Here is a 26205-nt window from a genome sequence, read left to right on the forward strand (position 1 = left end):
TCGGAGCTGCGTGGCACCGAGCACGACCATCCTCCGCCATTTCACCCCATTTTCTGACGGCCCGAGAAGCACTCTGTGCCGTCTCGCCCGGCCGTCGATCTCGAGAGCAATGTCATGTCCATTCCCGATTCCGATCCCGCCCACCTGTCCCGAGCCAGCCAGAACTCGGTGCCTCAGGCAGCCGAGATGCCGGCCTGCGAGGCACAGGTCACACGCTTCACTTGCCCTGTGGCTCCTCTGGCGAAACAGTTCGAGCTGCGTGATGGTCAGGTCCACAAGACCTCGCATGCAAGACTGTCGCGCGGCCGTGCCGAAACTGTTGCCGCACCAACCGCTGGCGCCCTGAACCAGCTCCTGGAGGGACTGACGCCCCGACAGGCCATCTCGACCGGTCTTCTCCGACAAGGCGACACTGCACAGATCGGGCCCCAGGCGAAACTGCGACCCGGCGAGATCAGCCGGTCACTGGCCCATTTCCATTTCCCGGAACGGCGGGCGGGATGGCTGCTCGTGGATTACGACAGCAAGTCAATGCCCCCGGATGTCGAGGACCGCATCAACAGGCTTGGCGGACCGATCGAAGCATTGTTCCACCTCTGGCCGCAGGCGCGCCAAGCGGCCTATGTCATCCGCCCGTCGTCGTCTGACGGTGTTGGTCGTTCGGGCGCGGAGGGTTCGCGCAGTAGCGGGTTCCACGTCTACATTCTCATTCCCGATCTCGCGCTGTCCCGCCAGATTCTGACAGACCTGCAGTGCCGTGCCTGGACCGAGGGGCTGGCATGGTGCGCGCTCAGCGCCAGCGGTAGTGTTCTCATCCGGTCGATCACCGACGTCGCAGTCGCGTCACCGGAACGGCTGATCTTCGAAGCGGCCCCCATCGTCCTGCCGCCGCTGGTCCGCCGACCCACGCCGACCGTCGTTCACGAGGGCATTGCTGTCGCGCCGCCCCTCATCACCGACGACGAGCGGCGCGAGGCTGCCAGAAGGCAAAACGAGGCGCACAAGCTGATCAAGCCGAATGCCAAGAAGGCCGAAAAGGTCTGGACCGAGCGTCAGGTTGAGCAGGAGGTGGAGCGGCGGGGCATAACGCGTGAGGCCGCTCGGAAGGCGGTGGGGCAGCGGCTGCGAAGACGCCTCCTCGACGACGACATGCTGCTGGATCTCGCGGATGATCGACAAGTCACCGCTGCGATGTTGCTCGACGATCCCCAGCGGTACGACCGGCAGCCGATTCCGGATCCGATCGAGGGCAGGAGCTATGGCCTCGACAAGGCGACGCTGTTCCTCACACCCCGACCGGATCATCCGGACGACGAGCCCTGCATTGTCTCGCATGCGCACGGCAATCGCACGGTGTATCGGTTTGCGCGCTATGCCTTGGCACCGGTGTCGCCTCGCCATCCCATGCCGGCCACGGGCAAGGACCGTGCCCCCGCACTCGCCTCCATCCGTGAGATGATCCTGCAGTGGGGCCGGGACAGCGATCGCTGGGTCCGGCTGATGCGGGAGCGCGCGGCGGAAGACGGGGGAGGGGCCTTCAATGCGGATGGTCCTGTATCAGGTGCGCAGGCTGAAGCTGCGCCGAAATGTCTGGAGTCGGGCTCTCTGGGGACCGGCAAGACGGCGGCGGGGGTCGGCCGCTCCGGAACCCCCGGGCTGCTGCATGAGGGCCACGGCTACCTGACCGTCATGTATTCGATCGATCACGAAAAGAGCGCCGAAGCCTATGCCGACTTCGAAGCCAATCGCCCGGCCGGTCTCGTTCCGCACGCGCTTCAGCTGCGGGGTCGCAGCGCGCCACGCCCGGAGGGAGATGGACAGATGTGCCAACTTGCGCCCCAGGCCGAGGCTGCCGCGCGGCAGGGGCTCGATGTGCGAGAAGTGATGTGCCGGCAATGTCCCTTCGCCGCGAACTGCGCCTATCTCGAACAGCTGCGGGACATCCCGGCTGCGAAGGCGGACACAAAGGGGCTCGTGATCTTCGCCGTTCATGATCATGCCTTCACTGGGCTGCCGGGAGGATTGCGTCCGGACCGTGCGATCTTCGACGAGCGCCCGCGGGACTTCGCCAAGCGCGAGCACGCGGTGGCGCTGGACGAATGGGACCGGGATCTGGCGTTCGCCGTAACCTGGCCTGGCGTGTCGCGAGACGAGGCCGCGCGTCATCTGCACCTGCTACGCACGCGCATCGATCCGCTAAGGCAAGCCGTCAGAGAGGCCGTGATCGCGCATCCGGCAAACGGTCTTGAGCATATCGCGCGCATCGCCCGCCACGTCGACCCGCACGCCACCTCGCCTGCGACCGTCTTGCGGCAGGCCGCCGAGACGTTGCGAGACATGCGGGATCGGAGGCCGGGCCCGAACATCGCGGCCGTGGTTGCCACGGATGCTGCCGCCACGCTGGATGCCGGGGCGGTCGCGGCCAGCTTCGATAAGATATTGAAAGGCGATGCCAGCCGCATTCTCACACCGTTCATCGGCATCTTTGACGCCTTCGCGGCAGAGCTGGCGCAAGCCCACGGTCCCGCCCTCCGAGCGGTGCACCGACTTCGGCTGTCCGGGATCGATTGCATTGTCGCGGAAACCCTGGCGCGGTTGGCCGTGCCCGAGGATGCTCCGCTGCTGCATCTCGACGGCACGGCCGACATCGAGCTGGCCCGGGCGTGGTTCGGCAAGGATCTCCAGCAGCACCACATATCGGTCGAACGGCTCGGCGAGGCGATCTTCGTCAGCGGACATCAGTTCAGCACACTCTGCCTGACGGGCTACAATCCGGTGACGAAGCGGCCATGGTATCCGGAAGATGCCGAGAAGCTGCGAGATCGCTTGCGTCAGGTGTTCGCCCGCCATCCCGGCAGCTTCATCGCCATGTCGAAGCCGGCGCTGATGGCATTCGGCCAGCTGCCAGGTCACCGGAAGGCGCATTTCGGCGCCCTGCGCGGTCGCAATCTCGCGGAGGATTGCACGACCGGCTTGGTGATCGGGCGCAACTTGCCACCCGTCCAAGGCTTGGAACGCCTCGCACGTGCGTTCGCGGTGGCGCTTGACCGTCCCTTTACGCCTCTCGCGCCGGCCCCGGGCGAGGCAACTGCTCGATATCGGCGCCGCCGGGACGGCCTCCGGATGCGGGATGGATCGGGACATGCAGTGGCGCTTGATTATCACCCGGACCCCACAGCCGAAGCGCTGCTACGCCAAATCCGGGACGCCGAAACGACGCAAGCCGTCGACCGGGTGCGGGCACAGTACCAGCCGAAGCTGATCATCGTTGCCGGTGCGTCCATGCCAGATGTCACGTTCGACCGGGTAGAGGAATGGTCCGACTTCGCCGACGGGGGAAGCGCATTGGCCCGGACGCTGGATCGTGGGGTTCTACCGCTCTCGGCGACGGAACTGGTGCGGGTCCACGGGGATTTGTGGCGCAACACGAAGGCAGTGCAGCGCGACAAGCGATACCAGGTGTTTCGCCAAACCGTTCTGACAGGACAGCCGATCTATATGAGCAACTATGTACGACATGGCCGGTCAGAACATCCTGCCTGTGTGGTGCGGTACACCCGGCCAGCCGCTGGCACAGGCCGAGGGCAGCGCGCCCGTAGCTTCGAGGCGCTGGTGCTAGCCCGTCGGGAGGAGGTGGCAGAACTGATCGACGCCAGACTCGGGCCCGTGACGTGGTGGCAGGTCGAGCCGCTCCAGCCGCAGACTGACGAGCGCCCGGCGAACACGGATCGCGCCCCGAAACGGCGGGCCGCCTGAATGCCGGGCAAGGCGGGACCGAGCGCCGTGCGCTCGAGGTAGCCCGAGCAGGGCGCCCGTCCCGTCCTGCCCGGTCGCTGCTGGCCGCAATATCGCCCGGCCCAAGAGCGATCCGAGACCGGCTTGGGATCATTCGTGGCGCTGCATCACCAGGGGCGCAGGTCTGCCTGCGCGTCCGGATCGGGGCAAATCTTTCTCTCACGCATCGAGCATTTGCCGATCAGGTTCGGGCGAAGTCGCGTCGAAACGGCTGGTCAGCACGAGGGCATCGGTGCCAAATGAAACGCGTGAGTGGGTCATGTTGTGGGGCAGGTCCAGAGCGAGCGGGAGCCGGCGCGAGTGGGTCCGGGTCGGCACGCTGCTGCCACTGGTGCCGGCAGAACCTGGGTCGGGCCTATCCCCAGCTTTGCCCGCACCAGGCAGCGGCTTCGCGGGGCAAGGTCATGCATGAGCCGTGCCGCGACGTTCAGGTGGGACATATCGCAAATAGAGAGACACTATACGCCGAATGTCCCGCCAGAAGCGCTGCACCTCAGCAGGCGCGCTGCACCCGCCCGCCGATGGCCCGAGACACCGCGAGGGTGCGTGACCTTTCGGGGCCCCGGTCCTTGTAACGGCCCGAGGCGGTGGTCGCTTCGGCCGATGATCGCCTCAGCGGCGTAAGCGCTGCAGCTTGGTCTCTTCCTGACGGCCGACGCCGAGGAGGGAGCCGTGGAGGCCAACCCGACGACACCCGGCAGGCCCGCCTTAACAAGTGCAAGTCGCCGACCGGCCAGGCGCCCATGGCTTGGCGGGCGTTCTCCGCTTCTGGGTCCGGAAACGACCGCAGGATATCGGCGGGGTAGCGCCCCTGGTCGGGCGCCGAGACAGAACCAACCGCAGTGCGATCTCGGCCGCCAACGCGCCCGACGACCCCGGAGGGGCCGGTGCGGTCTTTCTGACCAGCGCACGCAACCACCGACATCAGCAGTTCGACCGTAAATCCTCTCCCTGTCGCATTGCGGCGACGAATGCCGGGAGCTAGCCGCCCGCACCTCTACGGCCGGATCCCGGCTCGCTCTTTGTTTCAGCCCGGCATTGCGTTCGCCTTGCCGAGATGACCGAGCCAATTCCCTCCCCCGTACAGGAACAGCTTGACGTCGCGGAGAATGACCCGCGCAAACCATGTTGCCCCGGTCCGGCCTTTCTTGCGCGGCCAGACTCCCTATTTGGCGGATAGTCTTCGCTTGTTGTGCGAATCCGGCTTTGCCGCATGGCATCAAGTGAAAGCAGCAATTACAGCATCCAGCTGAAAGGGTGACGATGAGCGATTACGAACTGGACGCGATGGATTTGAGTGAACTCAAGAGGCTGCGAAAGGCGGTGCACCGGGCAATCCAAGACTACCAGGAGCGCAAGAGGGCTCAAGCGCGGAGCGCCGCCGAAGCGGCCGCGCGTGAATTCGGATACACTCTGGAAGAGCTGATAGCAGCCAAGGGGAGCAAGAAGGGCCGGTCCGCGTCACCCGCGAAGTATCGCAATCCGGACGATCCCGCTCAGACCTGGTCGGGCCGAGGCCGCCAGCCGCAATGGATGAAGGATGCGATCGAAAGCGGCGCCGACAGAGATGACTTCCTGATCGAACGCTTCGAAGGCGGCCATGCCGCCGGCTGACGGGCAGGAGCGTCACGAAATCTGCCAGCCCGTCTTCCCTCGGCTCTGCTGACAGATGGAAAGGACGACCGAAGATATCATTCGGTCGTCCTGGTTCTCTCTTCGGCATGGTCGTTGAGAAGAGAAGTCTCACCCCGGCTGAGCCATGGGGCGCGGCATCTCTTCCAGAGCAACGCCCCTCAGGCGCCCGCGGGATGCCTGCGCGTCATCATCTGCCGGGTGCGCTCCTGCAGCCCATCGGACGAGATGGCAGCGGCCAGCGAGGTCGGTGCCGATGGCGGCCGCTTTGCGTTCGCGGGCGTGGTCGACGAGACGAGCTTCGGCTTTGCCGCCTGGAGCGGCCGGTAATCAAATTCCCGGCTCCACGCCGGCAATCTCGCATGGACCACAGTGCCGTCGAAATGCCGGCGCAAGGCACTCGGCGACGCCAGCAGGAACGCATCCCTCTCAGGGGGACGAAGCCCCTCAAGATAGGCAAGGATCTGTTCATCCTTCAGTCGCTCGGCGATCTCCTGGCGCTGATGCGGCGTGGCCGCTTGGAGATATGCTTTCATGGCCGGCACCAAGCGCGTCGGATCCGGCCTGGCCTCTGAGGCCTTGGGTGCAGGCGTGCTCATCTCGAACTCGCGCGCGCGGTGGGCCGCCTCCGCCGCTGCATCATGAGTGTCCCCGCGGGCGGACCCCAAGCCCAAGGCGCGGCCGAGTTTCTGCGTGGCAATCAGCGGCAGACCGAGAAGCTTGAGGATGAGGTTCAAGATCTGTCGTGCCATCTCCTTCAATGCCTCCCAAGCGGTCTGGCTCAACGTCTCAGGCTCGGAAGCGCCGGCGCGCTTCCGGCGACGGGTGGGGGATGTCGTCATGTGTCTCTCCTTTCGCTGTGTACACGCCGGAGAGATCCGAGAGGCGGACGCATAGCACAAACTCGGGGTGCTTCGTCGCGCTGCGCTATGGGGACCAGATGGCACCGGATCTGGTGGCATCCCTTTCAGCTGTCAGATGCGCGACGATGGCTTCAAGATCCGCAATCTCGGTCAGGAGATCGGCCTGTGCGTCCTCGAGCACATCACGCTCGGCCTCGGCCGCCAATGCGCGGGCTTTCCAGCGGGACAGGTACTCTCCGGCGACGTTGGCCACTCGATAACCCTCGGGATCGAGCTCCACGCGGGTGCGCGGGGTGGTCGCCTGCGACAGAAGAATTGCGGTATTGAGAAGGCCCAGCATGGAAATCCCTTTCCTGATCCGTGCCTCAATGAAACCGAATTGCCGCCCCGAGATCAATGGGTGAATTCCCAGGATGACGAATTACGGGTAGGGCCGTGGTACATGTACCGAAGAACGGAATTGATATTATCGAGCCAACTGGCATCATTCGATGATGGGATTCTGCTGGAGTGGGTATTGCAAGGAGAATGTCCTGGAAATATCCATCTCCTTCTTTCACGGATAAACACCATGGTTTTTCGACTTGACCCTGCGCGGAAGGGCTTCTACCGTCCCACCATGATCGCTCGCATCCTCATATCCCGTCTTTGATTGCATCCCTCATGCCGATGGCATGGGGAGGTTTTCTCATGACGGGAGACAAAAGAGATGACTGACGATCCCTCTCGGGACAATGACGCTATCGATCTGTTCGCGGATATCGGCGACATTTCGGAGCTGTGTCCGGAAACAAACGACTTCAGCCTATCGCGCCTTGCTTCGATCCTGATTTCCGAATGCATCCCGGAGGCCCGGGCCGAGGCCGAACAAAACGCCCATCGCGCAATCTGCCGCTGGTGGGAACGCCAAGGGGAAGCAGCGCGCGCAGCTGCCGCGCAGGCTTGCAACCTTCGCTATCGACCCGAAGCGGACCCGGGAGCAGGCAAGCGGGCCCGCGACGATCTGTCGGATCTGCAGGAGGAGCTCTTCGAGATCCAATTGCAAGATGTGGCGCTGCAGCTTGCGCAGGACGAGATTCCGCATGAGGTCGAGCGGCAGGTCCGGGCGCGGCTGGCAGAGGAACGGGCGCGCCAACAGCCGCCGGTTTCCACCGAGCCGATCCCGCCGGCGTTCGATCTGACCGGTGAGGCGACCGCGCTGAACGAAGCCGAGATCGAGGGTTTGGGGCGGTACCTGCTCGATCCTGCGGCGCTGAAGAACCTGCCCGAGGGCGGCAAACAGCTTGAGCGGAATGCCGGTCTGCATGCAGCCTGCACCAAGCTGCTGCCGTACCGGGAAAACCGGGATCGCGACCGCTTCGCCCGGATCCGGCACCAGCTTGGCGAGAAATACCCCCACGCCACCTCCGTCATCGACGGGTTGTTGCGCCCGCTGCAGCGCAATTTCGACAGTGGGGAGGCGCGCCTGAAGCTGCGGCCGACGATCCTCGCCGGGGCGCCGGGCACTGGCAAGACCGCGCTCCTGCGCGATTTGGCGGCCGCCCTCGATCTCCCGATCAAGGCGCCGTCGGTGGCAGGTCAGACCGACAGCAATCTGTTCGGCGTGTCAGCTGGGTGGTCGTCATCGATGCCGTCCATCATGACAACGGTGATCGCAGCGGCGCAGGTGCTTAATCCGCTGATCGTTCTCGACGAGATCGACAAGGCTCAGACATCGGCCAACGGCTCAATCCAGGAGAGCCTTCTGCCGCTGCTCGAACCGCTCGAGGCGGCACGCTACCACGAGCGCTACCTCGCCTCGGCGGTCGATGCCTCGCATATCAACTGGATCTTCACTGCCAACTCTCTGGAGCGGATCACGGCGCCGCTGCTGTCGCGCTGCGACGTGTACGAGATGCCGCAGCCAGACGTCGCTCACGTCCGGCCGCTGGCGCAATCGATTCTGCGCGCTCACGCCGACAGTCTCGGCCTGGAACCGGGGTTCTTCCACCTCACCCAAGGAGACCTGGAGTTCCTCGAGGAGACCTTCTCGCGGCACCGCAGCATCCGTGTGCTCGCGGAACTCGTGCGGCAGCTCATCAACGACAACGGCCGGGGGATGGCGCATGCGTAAGCTGACATACGAAGAGGACCTCGCGCCGCTGGAGGCGCGCTACGAGACGCTGTTCACCACGGCACTCGACGACGGCACGCCATGGTCGCGCTTTTGGGGGTTCGAGATTGGCCCCGGCTGGGCAGCGCTCGTCAGCGACATGCTGGCCGAGATCGAAGCGCAGAACATCGAGGTCACGATCTGCAACATCCGCGAAAAATGGGGTCGCCTGGAGGTCCTCTACTGGTGCCAAGACGACCGGATCGAGCCGATCATCGAGCGGGCCGAGGCTCGGGCCGCAGATACCTGCAAGCTGTGTGGCAATACCCCGCGCTTTGACCACCCGGTCGATTGGGAATTGTGCTTCTGCAAGCCGTGTTGGGATGTGTGGCCAACGCGCTCGAAGGTCCCGTTTCCAGGCCCCGAATAAGCAGGAGGGGGCAGGGAAAAGAAGTTCCCGCCTCCATCACCGGATCTCCAGGAGACGTCCTCCGCTTTGGAATTTCTCTAATCATTCCTCTCTAGGATCGATGGGGTGAACCAAGGAGGACGTCACATGAAGACATTGCACATGCACGAGTTCGAGCGGCATCTTGAGAAAGCTCACCTGAAGACGCAGTACATCTATACGCCGAACAGGGATCGCGTTCCTCCGGAGATGGCAAGCGGCTGGATCACCAACGAACTCATTACACGGGGCGCTTCATTTCAGACTGTCGCCATGTTCTGCCATCCCAAGGGGATGCCTTCACTCGCCGATGTCCGGCCATTCTCTACCGGAAAGAGATGCCTGGATCATATAGGGTTTCATCTTCTCGATGACTCCGGGTCCGATGCGGATATCGACGAGGTCTGCGCGCGGGTCGCTGAACTCAGGCCTGATCTGATGGAATTTGATGCCTCCGTACTCGGAGCCGAGGATGTCGAGACATGGGTCAGGATCGACAAAAATGACTACCGAACATATTGCCTTCAGGCGCGGGGCCGCCCTGACCTTGTTTTTGACGGCGTCATCCTGGAATGGGATTACATCGAAGATGACGAGACGGAGCAGCCGATCTGGACGGAGCGGACGAAATACAGGTCTGCCCATGGCGATTATATCGCCCTGAAGGAGAAAACGGCACTCCAAGACGGAAGACCCATCTCATCCAATCGCATGCTCCGGATATTTCTCACTGAAGAAGAGGCAGACGATTTCCTCTACGAGGAGGATATCGAGGACGTCGTTCGGGACGTAGGCCTCCTGATCGAAGGCGGAAATATATCAACGCCTGTGGCGCGATAGGGGAATGAATTCCTGCCCTCTCCTCAACAAAGATGAGATCCTTTGATATGCGTCTGGAGACCGAGAGACGGAACCGAGTTCTGGGCCGTAAGAAAGGATCGATACAGGGCCGCCTGACTTGGAAAAGGATTTTCCCTGAACCTTTCTGAAATGTCTTTTGAATACCTTGCCGGAAACCGAGGAAATCGCGGGGCAGGAGATAATGCTATCACCATCCAACACCAACATCGTGCAGCAGAGCTTTCTCAAGGAGCTTCATCTGCACATAGCCGGCGAGGCATGGATGTGCACGGCCGGTCATTGGATCATCGATGACCGGTTGCGCCTGGAAGCGCTTTTGCATTGCGGCCGAAAGCTCGAACAGGGCGGAGACAGGCGTCTGGGGGAAGGGGCGGCGGAATGCTCGCGTAAGGCGCTGCAGGCGCTCGGCCGGGACCTTTTCGCCAAGGTCAAACCGATGATCCGGTTCGATCGCTCGGCCTTCCTGATCCAATACGCAGCTTGTGAAAGGGTTCTCCGTCAGGCCATTGAGCGAGGGGTGCCGGTCATGCGGGACCAGCTGAATATCGACAGCGCATCCTGGATCGAGTTCATGGGGTCCGGCGCGGATGATGGACTTCATGAAGTCGGGCGAACGGCTTGAGATGCAAGCCCGGGGAAAACGGAGGCGCCCGCCGCGGCAAAAACGAGCAGGTGCGCTCGATTACAGGACCTGGTCTGATCGTGCTCCGGCATTCCGCGAGCGGATGCTGCAGTCTTGGCCGGATTGCCGCCGTAAATCGCCATTCCGATGGTATACATATACATCTTCTTCACGCCGAGGATTGTCAACATTTCGGGCCCATGTTTTTTCGGGTCACGCAGACCCGAGGCGAGCGATATGACGCTTCTAGAGATTTTGTCATTGCGCTGCGGTCGCGCTAGAAATAAAAGGGCATGCAGCAATAGCACCGCCGGTTGCCCTGCAATGAGGTGACTGCAACGCAACAAAAATAACATCGGAAAAGGGGAAGCTGCGCCCTTCCGGGATGAATATGAGGAAGCAGGATGTTCTACATCATCGAGAGTGAATACGTTGGGCCAAATCCGGAAGAGATGGTGGATGAGGATCAGATCTTCATCACGACGGCGCCGGCCTTGGTGAACACCAATCACGAACCCTGCATTTCTGGATGGTGTGGGACGACCAACGACATCTCAACCATTGCGCGCGGCGAATACGGCACCCGGGAAGAGGCCGAGAACGCCATGTCGGCCATCTTCGGCGCAGTTCGGCCGTCCGACATTGACCGGCAGCCCTGCTTTGCAATCGACTCTGACGGAGATGCTGCCGATCATATCGTCGCAGTGTATCGCCCAGGCCCCTGTCGGCCGCTGTCGCGGTCTGCAACGGAAGATTGGGTGTCGACCGCTCTCGACCAGATCCAAGCTGACACCACGGATGAGCGGCTCGAGGAACTCGAGGAAGAACTGGAAGCGGAAGCGAACGATCAGGGCATGACGCTGTATCGTGAGAGCCTCGGATCGCTTTTCGAGGCCAAAAGGGACGAGCGCCGAGAGGCACTCGAAGACGCCGAATAGCTGTCGGCATCCTTTTCGTGGCAGCGACGGTCAGGTCGGAAGGTACAGCCGCGTTACCAGCGGGCCTGACCGCATCCGCTGGCGGTTACACGGCCGCGTTGCCCATGCGGACGCCGGTATACGCGCTGAACGGATTTGGGTCGAACATCGCTGCGGGGTCATGCTCGGCAATCCCGTCGCGGACTTGCTCGATGATCGATGGGAGCGGCATCCCGGTCCAGGCCGAACATCGGCGCGGCCTCGCTTGCCTGTGCCACCCTTGCTGGGAGAATGTGCTTGCGCCGAGCCCTCGCAGATGAGGTTTCGTGATGGAGGCGCAATCGACGTCCCGAAACTGCGGCAGGGGCAAGTTCCGCTTTAGAACCATCCAGAGAAGTCCGAGAGATGGATCGGGGGATGGTCTTGCCGATCAGGCAGCAGGACGGCTCCGGGCGACGTCAGCCTCTGAGGCGACCGCCGCGTAGTGCTGCCTGATCCCTTCGAAAAGACATTCCACGAGGGAGCCCGCCGTTTCGGGGTTGAGGCCGAAGCGCGGTGCCGTGTCGAGCGCCGATGCCATACGCGCACGCCAATCCGGCTCGCAGGTTGCCCTTGCGTGGCTGACAACCTTGGGGATCGGAGCCTGCAGGCCGCAGCCAAAGGCGGGCGCCAAGTCGACGCTCTGCCCGTTCCAGAACAGGACCTGATAGCAAGCGTGTCCAATCTCATTGCCCAGGAGGAGGTTGAAGGCCACCCGACGGAACAACTCCCGGCGTGTCGCATCCGGATCATGCGCCAGGCCAAGGGCCACGCCGATGAAATCCTCGTGGCGCGCAGCGCGCACCGGGGCTTCTCCAAGCCCGAGGAGCGTCAGTCCGCTCACCATGGCCCGTCGGGCACCGCTCCTCTCGCGATCAAAGCGCCCGATCAGCAGCACCTGACGCTCCCCAAGGCGGCGCAGCGCAACATGGGGAACGTCGAGATGGCACAGCCGTGCGAGCCGAAGCCCGATGTATTCTTCCCGAAGCGCATCATACGGCTCGTGGCTCTTGCCGAACTTCGCGATGCAAGGCCGCCCGTCAAACTCGACGAGCGCCTTGGGTCCTGCTCCACCGATCGCCACAGCATGGACGAGCGATGCCGCCAGCTCTGCCGGCAGGGACTGTCCTCGTTCGACGCGGTCTACGGCCTCGGCCAAGGCTTCCAGCTCTGCCTTGGGCGCGATCCGTGCCTCGAAGCTGGTCGCCGATGCTTGAAAGGACAGGGCCCCGATCCCGTCGGTGCCCGCGAGCAGCCCGTAGGCGATGTCCCCGATTGTGTTTGCACCGACGTCGGCGCCGTGGCGATCGAGCTGCAGGGCACGTGTCACGCGTCGGCCCCAGGCGCCCGGGAGGGCATCGCGCAGCGTTCCTTTGAGCCCGGACCCAGGAAGAGCCCGCATGCCGGGCGCCAGGGGCAGGTCGGGACCCAGCGCGATGGCATTCGGGCGGTCGAGATAATCGGGCAGATAGCCGAAATCATGGCGGCATTCGGTGCCGCCATGCAGCCGGCCGGCCGGTACGGGCCTGATCTCCCCCGGCAGCCAGGTCCAGACGAACGCAGAGGCAGCTTCCGAGAGGGCGTGAATGCGCGAGGTGGTCACGAGCCGGGTTCCGTAAGACAGCGCGCCGATCGCGCCCGCGGTGGTAATAGCGCAACCGCATCCGGATCGCGATGCCCTGGAAAGCCGGCATGGTAAATGAGGAGCCGTTGAAGCAGCGCTGTAGTTGGCATAATATGCCAATCAGCGGCTTGAAGAGGAGAGGCACATGGCTACGCGAAATGTCGTTCTGACAGATCAGCAAGATAAGTATGTGCAGGCTCTCGTGGCTTCGGGCCGGTTCCAGAATGCCAGCGAGGCGCTTCGCGCGGGTCTGCGCCTTCTCGAGGCCGAGGAGCGCCAGAGCCTTGCGCTGCGCACCCGGCTGGGCGCGAGCGTTGAAGAGGCTCTTTCCGGCGCCCGGGCGCCCGGTTCGGGCGAACAGGCCGTTCGACGCGCGTTTGCGAAGGCGCGGCAGCGACACGCCGAAGGATGAAGGCCTGGCGGCTCACGCCACGAGCGGAAGAGAGCCTTGCCGACATCGCTTTGCGGACGCTGGAGATGTTCGGGCCGCGGCAGACCGAGATCTACGAAAACGAACTGCTCGATCGATGCGCGGCCTTGGCGGCTGGCCGCGCCGCCAGCCGCGACTGCTCGGGACTCCTCGGTCAGAACAGCGAAATGGACCTGCGCTATACACGCGCAGGCGAGCATTTCCTCGTGTTCCTCGACATGCCTGACGAGCTCGTCATCGTGGATTTTCTACACGCGCGGAGCGACCTGCCAGCGCGTATAGCGGCAATCCAAGCGCGGTTGTGATGGGTTGTCCTGCATGCTTTTAGGGCGGGACGGGGGCGATCAGCGTGTACGCCTCCGGCGTTGTCTTCGGCGTGGGCTGCCCGGGCACGGATATCGACTCGAGACCCGCCTCCATGGCCCGCAGTCGTTGACGGGACCCTCTTGATGCCTGTCTTCTTCAGAGACCGTAGCGCTCCAGTATCTCCGCGATCTGTCGATCCTGCTTTGCATCCGGCAGGAGGGCAGGCTGGCGGCTCGCCCCGACCGAGGGATCGCGTAGCCACAGGGCACGCTTCACCAGTGCCGGGGGATAGCCAAGCCCATAGAGGTCCTTGCGGAAGGCCGAAAAGCGCTCCTGTGCCGCTTCGGCCGCCGCAGGATCGTCGGCGTTGAACGCCGTCAGGATCTGCGCCAGCGTCTCCGGCATCACGTTGCCCAGTCCCGAAATGCAGCCCGCCGCGCCCTCCGTGAGAGCCCAATGCACGAGGTGGTCAGGGCCAGAATAGACTTCGAACCCCGGGTGCTCGCGCGAAACGGCCAGGTACTCCTCCAGCGTCTGCTGCGCGCCACCGGAGTCCTTGATCCCGGCGATGTTGCCATGACCAGCCAGTTGCCGCGCGGTATCGGGCTCGATGTGGTTCTGGGTGCGGGCCGGGATGTCGTAGAGATAAACCGGCGTCTGCACCGCGTCGGCCACGGTGGAGAAGTGACGCACGAGCCCATCCTGGGTGCATGCGATGAAATAGGGCGTGATCACCGCGATACCGTCAACGCCGATCCGGTCGAACTCCCGGGCCAGCAGCGTGGTCTCGTAGGTGGCGGGCGTACCGGCATTGACGATGACCCGGGCGCGGCCGGCGACCTCGTCGACCACCTCGGCACAGAGCTTGACCTTTTCATCGAAGGTCAGCGCGGTGAAATCACCATTGGTGCCGGCGCACATGATGTTGTTGCCGGCGGCGACCTGCCTGCGAACCTGCGCCCGCGTTGCAGCGTAGTCGATCGTTTCGTCGTCCCGAAAGCAGGTCACGAGCGCGACATAGGCGTGGCGGGTCCTGGTCATGCCGCTTCCTCCGCGCGGGCGGCGCCCGTCATGCGCGCCGCGTAGTCCAGTGCCGAGAGCATGTTGCCGTGGTTCGCCCGCCCGGTGCCGGCAATATCGAAGGCAGTACCGTGGTCGACCGAGCATCGGTCGATCGGCAGGCCGAGCGAGACGTTCACGGCTGTATCGAAAGCCACCAACTTGATCGGGATGTGGCCCTGGTCGTGATACTGCGCCACCACGAGATCGAAGGCGCCCTGATAGGCACGATGGTAGACGGTGTCGGCCGAAATCGGTCCCTGCACATCGATCCCTTCGGCTTGGGCCCGCGCCACGGCAGGGGCAATGGAGATGTCGTCCTCGGTGCCGAACAACCCGTTCTCTCCGCAATGCGGATTAATTCCTGCCACAGCAATCCGCGGCACCTCGATCCCCATGCGACGCAGGTGTCGATGCCCGGTGCGGATGGTCTCAAGCACCCGCTCCATGGTCGCGCGGCCGATCGCATCCTTGAGCGAGACATGGGTGGAGACATGCACGACGCTGAGCCGTTCGGACGCGAGCAGCATCCAGGAAGATTTCGAGCCGGTGAGATGCGCCAGCATGCCGGTATGGCCGTCATAGTGATGACCGGCCGCGTTCAGCGCCTCCTTGTTGATCGGGGCGGTGACGATGCACGCGGCCTCATCGGCCTCGGCCATGCGTACGGCGCGTTCGATGTATCGGAAGGCTGCCTCGCCACAGGCTGGATCGAGCACCCCGAACCGTCCCGGCAGCCCTTCAATCGGGACATGCTCGACGCGGATACCATCCTCGGACGAGCCGGGCTCGACGATCGGCAGGCCGAGGCCGCAGATTTCAGCCGCGCGCTGGAGCGTGTCGCGGTCGCCGATGACGACGGTCGAGCGGCGCAGTGGCTCGGGTCGCTCGGCCAAGGCCTTGACGGTTACCTCTGCGCCGACCCCGGAAGGGTCGCCCATCGTGATCACGATCGGTCGGGTCATCGCCATCTCCATTGGCCAGATGCTGTCGAGCCCGTTCCTAGCGCGACAATTACCAGTTTGCAACATGTCAGGAGCATGGAGCTGTATATCTCGTCCATGTCCAGCTTTTTATAGCACTTGAGCGAGCTATGTAGGTATGTAAATATGTCATGTGAACAAAGAGTAGCTCATGCCGCATTGCCTGATCATTGCAGACGACCTGACTGGAGCCCTCGACTCGGCAGTGGCCTTTGCGCAGACCGGCCGCCGGGTCCTGGTGGCGCGCCGGATATCCGCCCTGCCGGATGTGCTGCGGAGCGCGCCGGACGTCGTGGCCGTGAACACGCAAAGCCGGGAGATCCCGGCCGGAATTGCCGCAGGCCGGGTCGACGAGGTCCTGCGCGCCCTCGAGCCCGCAGATATTCCGGTGGTGCTGAAGAAGGTCGACTCACGGCTCAAAGGCAACGTGGCTGCAGAAACGCGTGCCGCGGCGCGCGCGCTGCCGGGCCGGTCGGTCGTCGCGATCCCGGCCATCCCGGATATGGGGCGGGTCCAGCGGGAGGGTATCCTCAGCGGCGAGGGCATCGCCGAACCGATCGTGATCGCCAATCGGTTCGACCAGCCCATCGAGGTGCCGGACGCCCTGGAGCAGGACGCCCTCAACCGGCTCGTTGCGGCGCGTCGTGATGCCGTCCTGTGGGTCGGCGCGCGCGGCCTCGCGGTCGCGCTGGCCCGGCAGGGTGCGGACCCCTCGGCGGCCGCGCTGCCATTCCTGAACGCGCCACTCGTGATCGCGAGTGGCTCGCGCGATCCGGTGACGTTGTCCCAATTCGCGCAACTACGCGAACTGGGTCCTGTTGTAGAAGCGCCGGATGGCAACCCTGAAGCGGCCCTGCCAGAGGGGCCCCTTGCCATGGTGACGATCAGCGATGGCGGCGGAGGGCTCGATGGCGCGGTCGCTGGGGCCCGTTTTGCAAAGGCCTTGGCGCTTGAGTTGCGACGACGGCGCCCCGCGAGCCTGCTGGTGACGGGGGGTGAGACGGCCAACCAGCTTCTGGACCAGTTGGGTGTCGACACCGTAGAAGTCCTGGCGGAGTTCCGGCCAGGGGTCCCGCTGTGCCGGATCGAGACCCCTTGGGGGTCGGTCCGGCTACTGACGAAATCGGGTGGCTTCGGCGGCCCCGCCTTGTTGCGCGAGATCGCGAACGAGCTGCGCGAGACATGCGACGGAGACGGAAAATGACGGATGTGAACGGGGTGGAGGCGGGCCGGGGCGGCGCGCGCGGGCGCCCCTCGCTGGCCGAGAAAGTGCATGAATCCCTGCACTCGCGTATCATGCGCGGCGATTATGGGCCCAACGAGAAGCTGCCCGCGGAAAAGGAGCTGTCGGTGCAGTTCGGCGTCTCGCGACCCGTGCTGCGGGTGGCTCTTGAGCAACTGCGCGAGGAGGGTTTGATCTATTCGCGGCAAGGCGCAGGCAATTTCGTCCGGGTAAAGCGCGAGCCGGCGCTCGGCTATACGCCGGTCGAGACCATCGCCGACATCCAGCGTTGCTACGAATTCCGGCTGACCATTGAAACCGACGCCGTGGCATTGGCGGCGCAGCGGCGCAATGCCGCCGCGCTCGAGGAGATGGAACGCGCGCTACACCTGCTGTCGGACGCCACCGGCTCTCGGCTTCACCGCGAGGACGCCGATTTCGCGTTCCACCTGGCGATCGCCAAAGCCTCGAACAATCGCTACTACGAGGAAACGCTGAAAGCGCTGCGGGACCACATCCATGTCGGCATGAAGCTGCATGGAGAGTCGCTGATGTCCGACGGCGCCTGGGCGCTGGAGGAGGTGTTCGCCGAGCACAAGGCGATCTGCGATGCGGTGCGTGACCGCGACCCGGAGGCCGCGCGTGAGGCGATGCGGCGGCACGTCACCCATTCGCGCGACCGACTGTTCGGTGGCGGCACGCTCGACCTGTCGCTCTGAGCGCCGCAGGCCGCCCTCAAAGGGCGGCCTCGTAAATCTCCTGCACCTGCGTCACCGACATGTCGCGCGGGTTGTTGTCCATGAGCCGCCGGATTGCGTGGGCCTCTTCAGCCCAACCGGCCAGCGCGTCGCGCTCCGCCCCATGCGCCGACAGGCGCATCTCGACGCCAAGCTGCTGGCAGAACCCGTGCGCAGCGTCGAGCAGCCGGGTAGGGCGGCCGCGGCCCTCCAGGCCGAGCGCTTCGGCCACTTCGGCGGTCTTCTCAGGGCGCACCGGCTGATTGAAGGCCAGCACGTGCGGGAAGATGATCGCATTGGCGAGGCCATGCGGCAGTCCGAGCCGGGTGCCGAGCGGATAGGCCAGCGCATGACCGGCCGCTGTGTTGACCGGGCCGAGGCAGAGACCGCCGTAGTAGGAAGCCAGCATCATCCCGGCGCGGGCTTCGGTGTCATGACCATCGGCCACTGCGCGCGCGAGGTAGCGCCCGACCAGCCCGATGCCAAGCCGTGCATAGCCATCGATCAGGTCATGGGCGCGGATGTTGGTAAAGGCCTCCACGCAATGCGCCATGGCGTCGATGCCGGTGGCGGCAGTCACCGCCGGGGGAACCGAATGCGTCAGCTCGGGGTCGAGCAGCGCGATGTCGGCCAGCAGGTGCGGGCTCTCCACGGCGATCTTGGCCTTGGTCTCCGGATCGGTGATCAGCGCCCGAATGCCCGCCTCGGAACCGGTCCCGGCGGTGGTCGGGACCTGCGCCAACCGGGTATGGCGTCCAGCGACCTTGTTCGGCCCGGCGACCGCGCGCAGTCCCTGCTCGCCGTCCCACAATGCCGCCACCAGCTTGGCCACGTCGAGCACCGAACCGCCGCCCAGCCCGACCACGAGATCGGGGCGATGCGCCCGCGCCACCTCCAGCACCGCCTCGAAGGCCGGCAAATCGGGCTCAGGGGGGACATTGTTGATGACCCGCACCACGCCGGGCAGGCGCAGCCGCTCGACATAGCCGGCAGTGGGGGCGCTGGCGATGACCAGCACCCGATCGGCGTCTGACGCCCAGTCACCGAGCTTGCCGCTTGCGCCGGCACCAATTTCGAGCTGGCGCGGCTGGAAGAGGGTGATCGGCCTGTCCATCCCGTTCATGGCGGAACTCCTTTCGTGATGCCCGGCGCGCAACGCGGCGGATCAGTGACCAAGCGCGCGCAGCGTCGCGGCGTCGAGCCGGACGTGCTTGATCGCGCGGCGATACAGGGTGAAGGCGATGTCGAGCCCGCCATCGGCACGCGGCAGCAACGCCGGGTAGGACAGCTCCTTGTTGCGCCCGTCGAGCGAGTCGTTCGACAGGCAGGTACCGGGGCTGTCTTCCACGACATGGCGCAGCGGAAAGCTGCGGCCGCCGTCCATGGAAAGGCAGAGCGTCAGCGGCGCCCGCTCGACGCCCCAAACCGGGCGGCAACCGTCGCGCGCCTCGGGCCGGTCGTCGCTGCCATCGAGCTCGTCGTAGAGCGAGGCGCGACGCGAATCCGACATCGCCGCCGATACCGGATTGCAAAGCAGTGCAAGCCGGCCGTCGGGCAGTGCCGCTGCGGCGATCGAGCTGTTGTTGTTCGGCAGATCGGTCGGCGCGGGCGCGCTCCAGCTGCGGCCGCCATCGCTGCTTTCGGAGCGATGCACCGCGTCTGCCTGGCGGCGACGATAGAAGGCGGCCAGATGGTTGCCGCCGAGCGGGACCGGCGTCATGTGGACCGAGCCGACGGAATCGGGCACCGGCTCAACATGCCAGCTATCGCCCCCGTCGGTGCTGACCCCGACGGCGGCCGTGTCGTGGGCGCCGGTCCAGCGGATCCCGGGGCGGGCATTGCAAAGGAAGAGCGGCAACAGCCAGGCGCCATCGTCGCGGATCACGGGCGCGGCCCGGATGAAGGTGCCGGATGGCAAGCCCGTGTCGTGCGCCGGACCCGAAATCAGGCGGTCTCCCTGCCGCCGCAGCGGCCGGACGAAGACACGGGCTTCGTCCTGATTGCCGGCGGGCTGCGCGGTGTTGAACAGCCAGATCTCTCCGCTTGGCGCGCAGAAGATCACCGGGTTCTGCTCCGAGCGGTTCGGGTCATCGGTGAGCTGGCTCGCAGGACCCCAGCCCTCCGCATCCTCCTCGAGAAGGGATGCGTGGATCGAGATATCGGACTTGCCCTCGAGCGAGCCGCCGAACCAGGCGCAGGCCAACGCTCCATCGGGCAGTCGCGCGAGGAAGGCGGCATGGTTCTGCACGGTCGGGGCGGGCAGGACCGCCTCGGAGCCCCCGGGGCGGGGCTGCAGGTTGCCGGTCATTCGGGCAGCGATCTCTTCAGGTGTCATCTTGTCTCCTCCGGGCCTGCATCTGGCCCTGAAATGGGGCTCAAGTTACGCACTTGTCAAGTTGAATAGTTTGAGGCGCGGCTCCCGGCTTTCTTCGCAGCAACATAAATCAACACGTTATCAGTCGCTTGTTGTTGATCTAGTCCGCAGTTAAGCGGTTTCCGATAATCCCGTTTGACAGGTGGTTGCAACTTTACCAATATGCCCGACATCGGCCCAGCGAGGGACTCATGCAAGATCACGCCACAGACATCGCAACAGCGGGCGGCACGGCAAGCGCGGCGGCGATTGGCATGGCGGCCACCGCCGCTGCGCTTGCCGCGACCGACGCCGCCCTGGTGCGAGCCGTGGCGCAAGAAATGCATCCCTTCGCCATCGGCTTTTTTCGCAGCGCCTTCGGCCTCGCCTTCCTGGCGCCCTGGATCATCGCGCGGGGCGGCCTCGGCCTTTCCCGCTATCGCGGCCTGCACCTGCTCCGGGCGGCCATCAAGCTTTTGTCGCTCGTGGCCTTCTACGCCGCCTTCGCGAGCGCCGAGCTGGCAGACGCCACGGCGGTCATGTTCACCGCGCCGCTGTTCTTGACGCTGGGCGCCTGGATCTGGCTGGGCGAACGGCTCGATGCGCTGCGGATCTTCGGCATCGCCACCGGTTTTGCCGGGGCGTTGATCCTGATCGCGCCGGGTGGCGGCTCCGCCTCACCGGCACTGCTTTACGCGCTGTCCGGAGCGGCGCTGATCGCCGTGGCGCAGCTGATGCTCAAGGCGATGTCGGCGCATGACGATACCGGCACGCTGGTCGCCTGGAACCTGGTGGTGACGGTGCCGCTTGCGGCGATCCCGGCAGCTCTGGTCTGGACCACGCCATCGGTCGAGGTGCTGGGTCTGTTGGCGCTGCAAGGCGTACTGGGCGCGGCCAACATGGCGCTGATGACACGCGCCTTTGGTCTGGCCGATGCGTCGCTGCTGGCGCCGGTGGATTTCCTGCGGCTGCCGATGGTGGCCGCGCTCGGGTACTTGGCCTTCGGTGAAAGCCCCGGCCTCGCGACCTGGATCGGGGCGGCGGTCATCCTGACCGGAACACTCGTGGTCACGGCCGGCGGACGGCTGAAAACGCATCGGGCGGGGCTGCCGGCACAACGCCGGTGACCCGCCACAGTTCTTCATGGGAGGAGAAAACATGACACCTAGATCGCTGATCACCGGCCTGCTACTGGCCAGCGCTGCGGCCGTGCCCGGCTTCGCGCAGGAGGAGCGCGATGTCACCATCGTGCTGGGCGAGGAGGTCGACCTGGTCGAGCCCTGCATGGCGACCCGTTCGAACATTGGTCGGATCGTCCTGCAAAACATCTCGGAGACGCTGACCGAGCTCGACGTGCGCGGCGATGGCGGCGTGATGCCGCGCCTGGCCGAGACCTGGGAGCAGGTCGATGACAACACCTGGCGCTTCAACCTGCGGCAGGGCGTCAGCTTTTCGGATGGCTCGGACTTCGACGCCGAAGATGTGAAACACAGCTTCGAGCGCGCGCAGAGTCCCGAGATCACCTGCGAGATCTCGCGCTACTACGAGGGGATCGAGATCACCCCCACCGTGGTCGACGCCCACACCATCGACTTCCGCACCGAACCGGCCCAGCCGATCCTGCCGCTGATGCTGTCGCTGCTGACCATCGTTCCATCCGAGACGCCGATGGAGTTCACGCGCGAGCCGATCGGCACCGGGCCCTATGCCCTGGCCGAGTGGAACCCGGGACAGAACATCCGGCTCGAGCGGCGCGACGACTACTGGGGCGAGCAGCCCGCCGTGACCGGCGCCAACTATCTCTTCCGCACCGACGAGGCGGTGCGCGCGGCGATGGTGCAGGCGGGAGAGGCCGATATCGCGCCCTCGATCTCGGCGATCGAGGCAACCGATCCGGCGATGGACAAGCCCTATCCGAACTCCGAGACCACTTACCTGCGCATCGATCATTCGGTCACCCCGCTCGACGACATCCGGGTGCGGCAGGCGCTGAACCTTGCGGTCGATCGCGAGGCCTTCATCGGCACCATCCTGGCCGAAGGCACCGAAATCGCCACGGCGATCGTGCCCCCGACCACCATCGGCTGGAACGCCGAGATCACCCCGCCGCCCTACGACCTCGAGCGGGCGCGAGCCTTGCTCGACGAAGCCAAGGCCGATGGCGTGCCGGTCGACACCGAGATCCTGCTGGTCGGGCGCACCGGGAACTTCCCCGGCGCCACCGAACTCTACGAGGCGCTGCAGGCGATGCTCTCCGAGGCCGGTTTCAACATTCGGCTGCAGATGGTCGAGGTGGCCGAGCATGAGCAGTATTACTCCAAGCCCTATGTCGACGACCGCGGCCCGATCCTGGTCGGTGCGCAGCACGACAACTCGCGCGGTGACCCGGTCTTCTCGATGTTCTTCAAATACGACTCGGAAGGCCGCCAGTCCGGTATCGCCGACGCGCGCGCAGACGAGCTGATCGCTGCCGCCACCGCTGCCACCGGTGACGAACGCGAGCAGCTCTGGTCCGAACTCTTTGCCTACCTCCATGATGAGGTGGTGGCCGACGTGCTGCTGTTCCACATGGTAGGCTTCGCCCGGGTCGGCCCCGAGGTCGAGTTCGAACCGACCATTGCCACCAACAGCCAGCTTCAGCTTGCCGAGATCGGCCTGAAGTGAGCCTGACGGTCCGCGCGCCTCATGGTGCGCGGGCCAACCCCAAGGAGGACCGCCATGCAGCGGATGATTGGAAAACGCGCCGTCTCGAGCCTGATTTCGCTTGTCGGCCTCGTGGTGCTCGTCTTCTTCCTGTCGCGACTGACGGGCGACCCGGCGGCCCTTTATCTGCCGATCGATGCCTCGGAAGAGATGCGTCAGAACTTCCGCGAAATCCACGGGCTGAACGATCCGCTGCTGGTGCAGTTCGGTCGCTATGTCGGTGACCTGGCGGTGCTTGATTTCGGCGAGAGCATCCGCAAGGCGCGTCCGGCGATCGAGGTGGTGCTGGAAGGTTTTGCCTGGACGCTGCAGCTGGCCCTGATCACCATGACCCTGGTGACTGTTGCCGCCGTCGTGCTCGGCTCGCTGGCCGCGTTTCGGGTTGGTTCGCTCTTCGACCGGTTGGCCTCGATGCTGTCACTGGTCGGGGCCTCGGCGCCGGACTTCTGGATCGCCATCGTCGCGATCGTCGTGTTCTCGGTGGGACTGGGTTGGGTGCCGACCTCCGGCACCGGCACGGTCTGGCACTGGATCCTGCCGATCGCGGTGCTGTTCATCCGGCCTTTCGGGCTGATCGTGCAGGTGGTGCGCGGCGCGATGCTCACAGCACTCGGCTCGGCTTATGTGAAGACCGCCCGGGCCAAGGGCGTGCGCAACCGGCCGATCATCTTCGTGCACACGCTGCGCAACGCCATGCTGCCGGTGATCACCGTGATCGGCGACCAGGCCGCCGCGCTCCTGAACGGCGCCGTGGTGGTCGAGACCATCTTCGGCTTTCCGGGTGTCGGCAAACTGATGATCGACTCGATCCTGCAGCGCGACTTCAACGTGATCCTCGCCGCGATCATGGTCACCGCGCTGGCCATCTTCGTCATGAACCTGCTGATCGACATCGCCTACGCGTTGCTCGATCCGCGCATCCGCACCTGAAGGAGCGCGTGACATGTCCGACACCACCACCGTCCCCGCCACCCCGGAGCCTGCCGCGATGAGAGAGCGTCCCGCCCTGCTGCGCCTCGGGTCGATGCTCTGGGCCGACAAGTTCGCCTTTGCTGCTGCGCTGCTGCTCCTTGCCATGATCGGCTGTGCCCTTGTCGGGCCATGGCTCATGGGCGATGCCGCGGGCGGCCAGAACCTGCGGGCGCGCAACGCACCGCCCTTCGACCTGTCACGCGGCTGGCTTTACGTATTGGGTGGTGATGCACTCGGTCGCCCGCTGCTGGCCCGGATCGTGGTGGCCGCGCAGAATACCCTGCTGATTGCCGCCGGGGCGGTGGTCTTCTCGATGGCAATCGGGACCACTTTGGGCCTGATCGCCGGCTATCGCGGCGGCTGGACCGGCGAGGTGATCATGCGCACGGCAGACGTCATCATGTCGTTTCCATCGCTGCTTCTCGCGGTGATCGTGCTCTACATGCTGGCGCCCTCGGTCGCGAACCTGATCCTGGTTCTGGCGATCACCCGGATCCCGATCTACCTGCGCACCACCCGTGCCGAGGTGCTGGAAGTGCGCGAGCGAATGTTCGTCCAAGCGGCGCTGGTAATGGGAGCCTCGACGCCGCGCATCGTGTTCCGCCATATCCTGCCGGTGATCCTGCCGACACTGCTGACCATCGCCACGCTCGACTTCGCCTTCGTGATGCTGGCCGAGAGCGCGCTGTCCTTCCTCGGCATCGGCATCCAGGCCCCCGAGATCACTTGGGGGCTTATGGTGAGCCAAGGCCGGCAATACCTGACCTCGGCCTGGTGGCTCGCGTTTTGGCCCGGTCTCGCGATCATCCTGACCACCATGTCGCTCAACCTGCTCTCGGGCTGGATGCGGGTCGCGCTCGACCCGACCCAGCGCTGGCGGCTCGAAATCGGAGGCAAGCGCAATGGCTGAGCATCTTCTCGAACTGCGCGATCTCTCGGTGCGCTTTCACACCGCGCGCGGGCCGGTGCAGGCCGTGCAGGGGGTGTCCTGGCACTTGGACCGCGGCGAGACGCTGGCGATCCTCGGCGAAAGCGGCTCCGGCAAATCGGTTTCGGCCTCGGCGATCATGAACCTCATCGACTGCCCGCCCGGCGAGATCACCAGTGGTCAGATCCTGTTCGAAGGGCGCGACTTGCTCACGCTTGGCGCCGAGGCGCGGCGCGACATCAATGGCCGCCGCATCGCGATGATCTTCCAGGACCCGCTGAGCCACCTGAACCCGGTCTACCCGGTCGGCCGGCAGATCGCCGAAACCGCTACCGCGCACGGCACGCCTGCGGCCCAGGCGCGGGGGCGGGCGCGTGAGCTGATTGCCCGGGTCGGTCTTCCCGACCCCGACGCGGCGATGCGCAAGTATCCGCATCAGTTCTCGGGTGGCCAGAGGCAGCGCCTGATGATCGCGATGGCGCTGGCACTCAAACCCGACATCCTGATCGCCGACGAGCCCACCACCGCGCTCGACGTGACCGTGCAGGCCGAGGTTCTGTCTTTGCTCGAGGAGCTGCAACGTGAGACGGGCATGGGGCTTTTGCTGATCACCCATGATCTCGGCGTGGTGGCCGAAATCGCCGACCGGGCTGTGGTGATGGAAGGTGGCCGCATCGTCGAGACCGGCACGCCGCACGACCTCTACCACAACGCTACCCACCCCTATACGCGCAAGCTGATCTCGGCGGCACCGGGGCGCGGCGAGATGCGAGCCGATCGGTCGCCGGTGACACCGCTTCTGTCCTGCCGTGGGCTGCGCAAGGAGTACGGCGGCTTCGCCGCACTGAAGGGTGCCGAGTTTGATGTGATGCCGGGTGAATGCCTCGCCGTGGTGGGTGAGAGTGGATCGGGCAAGTCGACCGTGGCGCGGCTGGTGGTGCGTCTCGAGGAGGCGAGCGCCGGGCAGGCTCTGTGGAAGGGCGAGGACCTGCTGACCAAGACGCCGCGCGAGATGGCTGCGGTGCGACGGCAGTTGCAGATGGTGTTCCAGGATCCGACGCAGTCGCTCAACCCGCGCATGTCAGTCTACGAGATCATTTCGGAGGCCTGGGCCATTCACCGCGAGGTGCTGCCCAAATCCCGCTGGCGAGCGCGGGTGCAGGAGCTGCTCGAACAGGTGGGGCTGAAACCCGAACATGCCGACCGCTACCCGCACCAGTTCTCCGGTGGTCAGCGGCAGCGCATTGCCATCGCCCGAGCGCTGGCGCTCGAGCCCGAGCTGATCATTTGCGACGAAGCGGTAAGCGCGCTCGACGTGTCGATCCAGGCGCAGGTGATCCAACTACTTGGTCGGCTGCGCGACGAATTGGGCATCGCCTTCGTCTTCATTGCCCACGACCTGCCGGTGGTGCGCGACTTCGCCGACCGCGTGCTGGTGATGCAGCAGGGCGAGATCGTCGAGCAGGGCAGCGTGCGGCAGATCTTCGATGCCCCGCGCGAGCCCTACACCCAGCGCCTGCTGGCCGCCGGGCTCGACCCGGACCCGGAGGTGCAGGCCCGCCGTCGCGCCGAGCGGCTCGCGCTGCAGGCCTGACCCGATCCCCGAAACATCTCCTCCG

At 65.0% G+C, this 26205-nt stretch carries 24 protein-coding genes; 16 read left to right on the forward strand and 8 right to left on the reverse strand.

The window, feature by feature from the left end:
- The first annotated feature begins 114 nt into the window (after positions 1–114).
- Both AADJ02_RS14905 and AADJ02_RS14910 read left to right on the forward strand, forming a co-directional pair.
- Positions 115–3756 (forward strand): hypothetical protein, encoded by a 3642-nt coding sequence (locus tag AADJ02_RS14905; protein ID WP_341213798.1) that lies wholly within the window; start codon positions 115–117, stop codon positions 3754–3756.
- Positions 3757–5058: 1302 nt separating this feature from the next.
- Positions 5059–5409 (forward strand): H-NS histone family protein, encoded by a 351-nt coding sequence (locus AADJ02_RS14910; protein ID WP_341213799.1) that lies wholly within the window; start codon positions 5059–5061, stop codon positions 5407–5409.
- 179 nt (positions 5410–5588) lie between these two features.
- Here the strand turns inward: AADJ02_RS14910 and AADJ02_RS14915 are convergent, their stop codons facing one another.
- Positions 5589–6269, reverse strand: a complete 681-nt coding sequence (locus tag AADJ02_RS14915) for a hypothetical protein (RefSeq protein ID WP_341213800.1) — start codon at positions 6267–6269, stop codon at positions 5589–5591.
- A gap of 85 nt (positions 6270–6354) precedes the next feature.
- Entirely contained in the window at positions 6355–6630 is a 276-nt protein-coding gene (locus AADJ02_RS14920) for a hypothetical protein (protein ID WP_341213801.1), read from the reverse strand.
- 369 nt (positions 6631–6999) lie between these two features.
- Between AADJ02_RS14920 and AADJ02_RS14925 the strand changes: the two genes are divergently transcribed.
- From AADJ02_RS14925 to AADJ02_RS14940, 4 genes are all read left to right on the forward strand, one after another.
- Positions 7000–8403 carry an AAA family ATPase gene (locus AADJ02_RS14925; protein WP_341213802.1) on the forward strand — a complete coding sequence of 468 codons (1404 nt, stop codon included), beginning with the start codon at positions 7000–7002 and terminating at the stop codon, positions 8401–8403.
- Positions 8396–8812, forward strand: a complete 417-nt coding sequence (locus AADJ02_RS14930; RefSeq protein ID WP_341213803.1) for a hypothetical protein — start codon at positions 8396–8398, stop codon at positions 8810–8812. The genes AADJ02_RS14925 and AADJ02_RS14930 overlap by 8 nt, the downstream gene beginning before the upstream one ends.
- A gap of 126 nt (positions 8813–8938) precedes the next feature.
- Complete coding sequence (locus tag AADJ02_RS14935; RefSeq protein WP_341213804.1) at positions 8939–9670, forward strand: hypothetical protein; 732 nt, start codon at positions 8939–8941, stop codon at positions 9668–9670.
- A gap of 166 nt (positions 9671–9836) precedes the next feature.
- Positions 9837–10313, forward strand: a complete 477-nt coding sequence (locus AADJ02_RS14940) for a hypothetical protein (RefSeq protein WP_341213805.1) — start codon at positions 9837–9839, stop codon at positions 10311–10313.
- Here AADJ02_RS14940 and AADJ02_RS14945 read toward each other — a convergent pair.
- The gene (locus AADJ02_RS14945) at positions 10289–10669 is read right to left on the reverse strand and encodes a hypothetical protein (protein ID WP_341213806.1); all 381 of its coding nucleotides are present in this window, start codon (positions 10667–10669) and stop codon (positions 10289–10291) included. The genes AADJ02_RS14940 and AADJ02_RS14945 overlap by 25 nt on opposite strands.
- Positions 10670–10717: 48 nt before the next feature.
- Between AADJ02_RS14945 and AADJ02_RS14950 the strand changes: the two genes are divergently transcribed.
- Positions 10718–11251 (forward strand): hypothetical protein, encoded by a 534-nt coding sequence (locus AADJ02_RS14950; RefSeq protein WP_341213807.1) that lies wholly within the window; start codon positions 10718–10720, stop codon positions 11249–11251.
- Between the two features lie 409 nt (positions 11252–11660).
- Here the strand turns inward: AADJ02_RS14950 and AADJ02_RS14955 are convergent, their stop codons facing one another.
- Positions 11661–12872 (reverse strand): HipA domain-containing protein, encoded by a 1212-nt coding sequence (locus tag AADJ02_RS14955; protein WP_341213808.1) that lies wholly within the window; start codon positions 12870–12872, stop codon positions 11661–11663.
- Between the two features lie 166 nt (positions 12873–13038).
- Here AADJ02_RS14955 and AADJ02_RS14960 point away from each other — a divergent pair, with 166 nt between their 5' ends.
- Together AADJ02_RS14960 and AADJ02_RS14965 are read left to right on the forward strand one after the other, a co-directional pair.
- Positions 13039–13305 (forward strand): type II toxin-antitoxin system ParD family antitoxin, encoded by a 267-nt coding sequence (locus AADJ02_RS14960; RefSeq protein WP_341213809.1) that lies wholly within the window; start codon positions 13039–13041, stop codon positions 13303–13305.
- A complete protein-coding gene (locus AADJ02_RS14965) occupies positions 13302–13628 on the forward strand; it encodes a type II toxin-antitoxin system RelE/ParE family toxin (protein WP_341213810.1) in 327 nt (108 codons plus the stop codon). The genes AADJ02_RS14960 and AADJ02_RS14965 overlap by 4 nt, the downstream gene beginning before the upstream one ends.
- A 157-nt stretch (positions 13629–13785) precedes the next feature.
- On the opposite strand, the gene AADJ02_RS14970 is transcribed toward AADJ02_RS14965, so the two are convergent.
- Both AADJ02_RS14970 and pdxA read right to left on the reverse strand, forming a co-directional pair.
- A complete protein-coding gene (locus AADJ02_RS14970; RefSeq protein WP_341213811.1) occupies positions 13786–14670 on the reverse strand; it encodes a dihydrodipicolinate synthase family protein in 885 nt (294 codons plus the stop codon).
- The gene (gene pdxA, locus AADJ02_RS14975) at positions 14667–15653 is read right to left on the reverse strand and encodes a 4-hydroxythreonine-4-phosphate dehydrogenase PdxA (RefSeq protein ID WP_341213812.1); all 987 of its coding nucleotides are present in this window, start codon (positions 15651–15653) and stop codon (positions 14667–14669) included. The genes AADJ02_RS14970 and pdxA overlap by 4 nt, the downstream gene beginning before the upstream one ends.
- A 169-nt stretch (positions 15654–15822) precedes the next feature.
- On the opposite strand from pdxA, the gene AADJ02_RS14980 reads away from it, so the two are divergent.
- Both AADJ02_RS14980 and AADJ02_RS14985 read left to right on the forward strand, forming a co-directional pair.
- Complete coding sequence (locus tag AADJ02_RS14980) at positions 15823–16875, forward strand: four-carbon acid sugar kinase family protein (protein ID WP_341213813.1); 1053 nt, start codon at positions 15823–15825, stop codon at positions 16873–16875.
- Positions 16872–17612, forward strand: a complete 741-nt coding sequence (locus AADJ02_RS14985; protein WP_341213814.1) for a FadR/GntR family transcriptional regulator — start codon at positions 16872–16874, stop codon at positions 17610–17612. Before AADJ02_RS14980 ends, AADJ02_RS14985 begins: the two co-directional genes overlap by 4 nt.
- Positions 17613–17628: 16 nt before the next feature.
- On the opposite strand, the gene AADJ02_RS14990 is transcribed toward AADJ02_RS14985, so the two are convergent.
- The gene (locus AADJ02_RS14990) at positions 17629–18753 is read right to left on the reverse strand and encodes an iron-containing alcohol dehydrogenase (RefSeq protein WP_341213815.1); all 1125 of its coding nucleotides are present in this window, start codon (positions 18751–18753) and stop codon (positions 17629–17631) included.
- A gap of 42 nt (positions 18754–18795) precedes the next feature.
- Positions 18796–19938 carry an exo-alpha-sialidase gene (locus tag AADJ02_RS14995; RefSeq protein ID WP_341213816.1) on the reverse strand — a complete coding sequence of 381 codons (1143 nt, stop codon included), beginning with the start codon at positions 19936–19938 and terminating at the stop codon, positions 18796–18798.
- Between the two features lie 257 nt (positions 19939–20195).
- Here AADJ02_RS14995 and AADJ02_RS15000 point away from each other — a divergent pair, with 257 nt between their 5' ends.
- Genes AADJ02_RS15000 through AADJ02_RS15020 form a run of 5 tightly spaced genes read left to right on the forward strand, consistent with a single transcriptional unit; the run spans position 20196 to position 26180 of the window.
- Complete coding sequence (locus AADJ02_RS15000; RefSeq protein WP_341213817.1) at positions 20196–21110, forward strand: DMT family transporter; 915 nt, start codon at positions 20196–20198, stop codon at positions 21108–21110.
- Positions 21111–21141: 31 nt separating this feature from the next.
- Entirely contained in the window at positions 21142–22647 is a 1506-nt protein-coding gene (locus AADJ02_RS15005) for an ABC transporter substrate-binding protein (protein WP_341213818.1), read from the forward strand.
- A 54-nt stretch (positions 22648–22701) separates the two neighbouring features.
- The gene (locus AADJ02_RS15010) at positions 22702–23616 is read left to right on the forward strand and encodes an ABC transporter permease (protein ID WP_341213819.1); all 915 of its coding nucleotides are present in this window, start codon (positions 22702–22704) and stop codon (positions 23614–23616) included.
- Between the two features lie 13 nt (positions 23617–23629).
- Positions 23630–24568 (forward strand): ABC transporter permease, encoded by a 939-nt coding sequence (locus AADJ02_RS15015; RefSeq protein ID WP_341213820.1) that lies wholly within the window; start codon positions 23630–23632, stop codon positions 24566–24568.
- A complete protein-coding gene (locus tag AADJ02_RS15020; RefSeq protein ID WP_341213821.1) occupies positions 24561–26180 on the forward strand; it encodes an ABC transporter ATP-binding protein in 1620 nt (539 codons plus the stop codon). The genes AADJ02_RS15015 and AADJ02_RS15020 overlap by 8 nt, the downstream gene beginning before the upstream one ends.
- The last annotated feature ends 25 nt before the right edge of the window (positions 26181–26205 follow it).

Source organism: uncultured Limimaricola sp. (assembly GCF_964022235.1).
Lineage (GTDB): Bacteria > Pseudomonadota > Alphaproteobacteria > Rhodobacterales > Rhodobacteraceae > Limimaricola.

Coding starts and splice junctions, on each gene's coding strand:
- AADJ02_RS14905 (WP_341213798.1), top strand. CDS start 115: ATGTCCATTCCCGATTCCGATCCCGCCCACCTGTCCCGAGCCAGCCAG.
- AADJ02_RS14910 (WP_341213799.1), top strand. CDS start 5,059: ATGAGCGATTACGAACTGGACGCGATGGATTTGAGTGAACTCAAGAGG.
- AADJ02_RS14915 (WP_341213800.1), bottom strand. CDS start 6,269: ATGACGACATCCCCCACCCGTCGCCGGAAGCGCGCCGGCGCTTCCGAG.
- AADJ02_RS14920 (WP_341213801.1), bottom strand. CDS start 6,630: ATGCTGGGCCTTCTCAATACCGCAATTCTTCTGTCGCAGGCGACCACC.
- AADJ02_RS14925 (WP_341213802.1), top strand. CDS start 7,000: ATGACTGACGATCCCTCTCGGGACAATGACGCTATCGATCTGTTCGCG.
- AADJ02_RS14930 (WP_341213803.1), top strand. CDS start 8,396: ATGCGTAAGCTGACATACGAAGAGGACCTCGCGCCGCTGGAGGCGCGC.
- AADJ02_RS14935 (WP_341213804.1), top strand. CDS start 8,939: ATGAAGACATTGCACATGCACGAGTTCGAGCGGCATCTTGAGAAAGCT.
- AADJ02_RS14945 (WP_341213806.1), bottom strand. CDS start 10,669: ATGTTATTTTTGTTGCGTTGCAGTCACCTCATTGCAGGGCAACCGGCG.
- AADJ02_RS14950 (WP_341213807.1), top strand. CDS start 10,718: ATGTTCTACATCATCGAGAGTGAATACGTTGGGCCAAATCCGGAAGAG.
- AADJ02_RS14960 (WP_341213809.1), top strand. CDS start 13,039: ATGGCTACGCGAAATGTCGTTCTGACAGATCAGCAAGATAAGTATGTG.
- AADJ02_RS14965 (WP_341213810.1), top strand. CDS start 13,302: ATGAAGGCCTGGCGGCTCACGCCACGAGCGGAAGAGAGCCTTGCCGAC.
- AADJ02_RS14970 (WP_341213811.1), bottom strand. CDS start 14,670: ATGACCAGGACCCGCCACGCCTATGTCGCGCTCGTGACCTGCTTTCGG.
- pdxA (WP_341213812.1), bottom strand. CDS start 15,653: ATGACCCGACCGATCGTGATCACGATGGGCGACCCTTCCGGGGTCGGC.
- AADJ02_RS14980 (WP_341213813.1), top strand. CDS start 15,823: ATGCCGCATTGCCTGATCATTGCAGACGACCTGACTGGAGCCCTCGAC.
- AADJ02_RS14985 (WP_341213814.1), top strand. CDS start 16,872: ATGACGGATGTGAACGGGGTGGAGGCGGGCCGGGGCGGCGCGCGCGGG.
- AADJ02_RS14990 (WP_341213815.1), bottom strand. CDS start 18,753: ATGAACGGGATGGACAGGCCGATCACCCTCTTCCAGCCGCGCCAGCTC.
- AADJ02_RS14995 (WP_341213816.1), bottom strand. CDS start 19,938: ATGACCGGCAACCTGCAGCCCCGCCCCGGGGGCTCCGAGGCGGTCCTG.
- AADJ02_RS15000 (WP_341213817.1), top strand. CDS start 20,196: ATGCAAGATCACGCCACAGACATCGCAACAGCGGGCGGCACGGCAAGC.
- AADJ02_RS15005 (WP_341213818.1), top strand. CDS start 21,142: ATGACACCTAGATCGCTGATCACCGGCCTGCTACTGGCCAGCGCTGCG.
- AADJ02_RS15010 (WP_341213819.1), top strand. CDS start 22,702: ATGCAGCGGATGATTGGAAAACGCGCCGTCTCGAGCCTGATTTCGCTT.
- AADJ02_RS15015 (WP_341213820.1), top strand. CDS start 23,630: ATGTCCGACACCACCACCGTCCCCGCCACCCCGGAGCCTGCCGCGATG.
- AADJ02_RS15020 (WP_341213821.1), top strand. CDS start 24,561: ATGGCTGAGCATCTTCTCGAACTGCGCGATCTCTCGGTGCGCTTTCAC.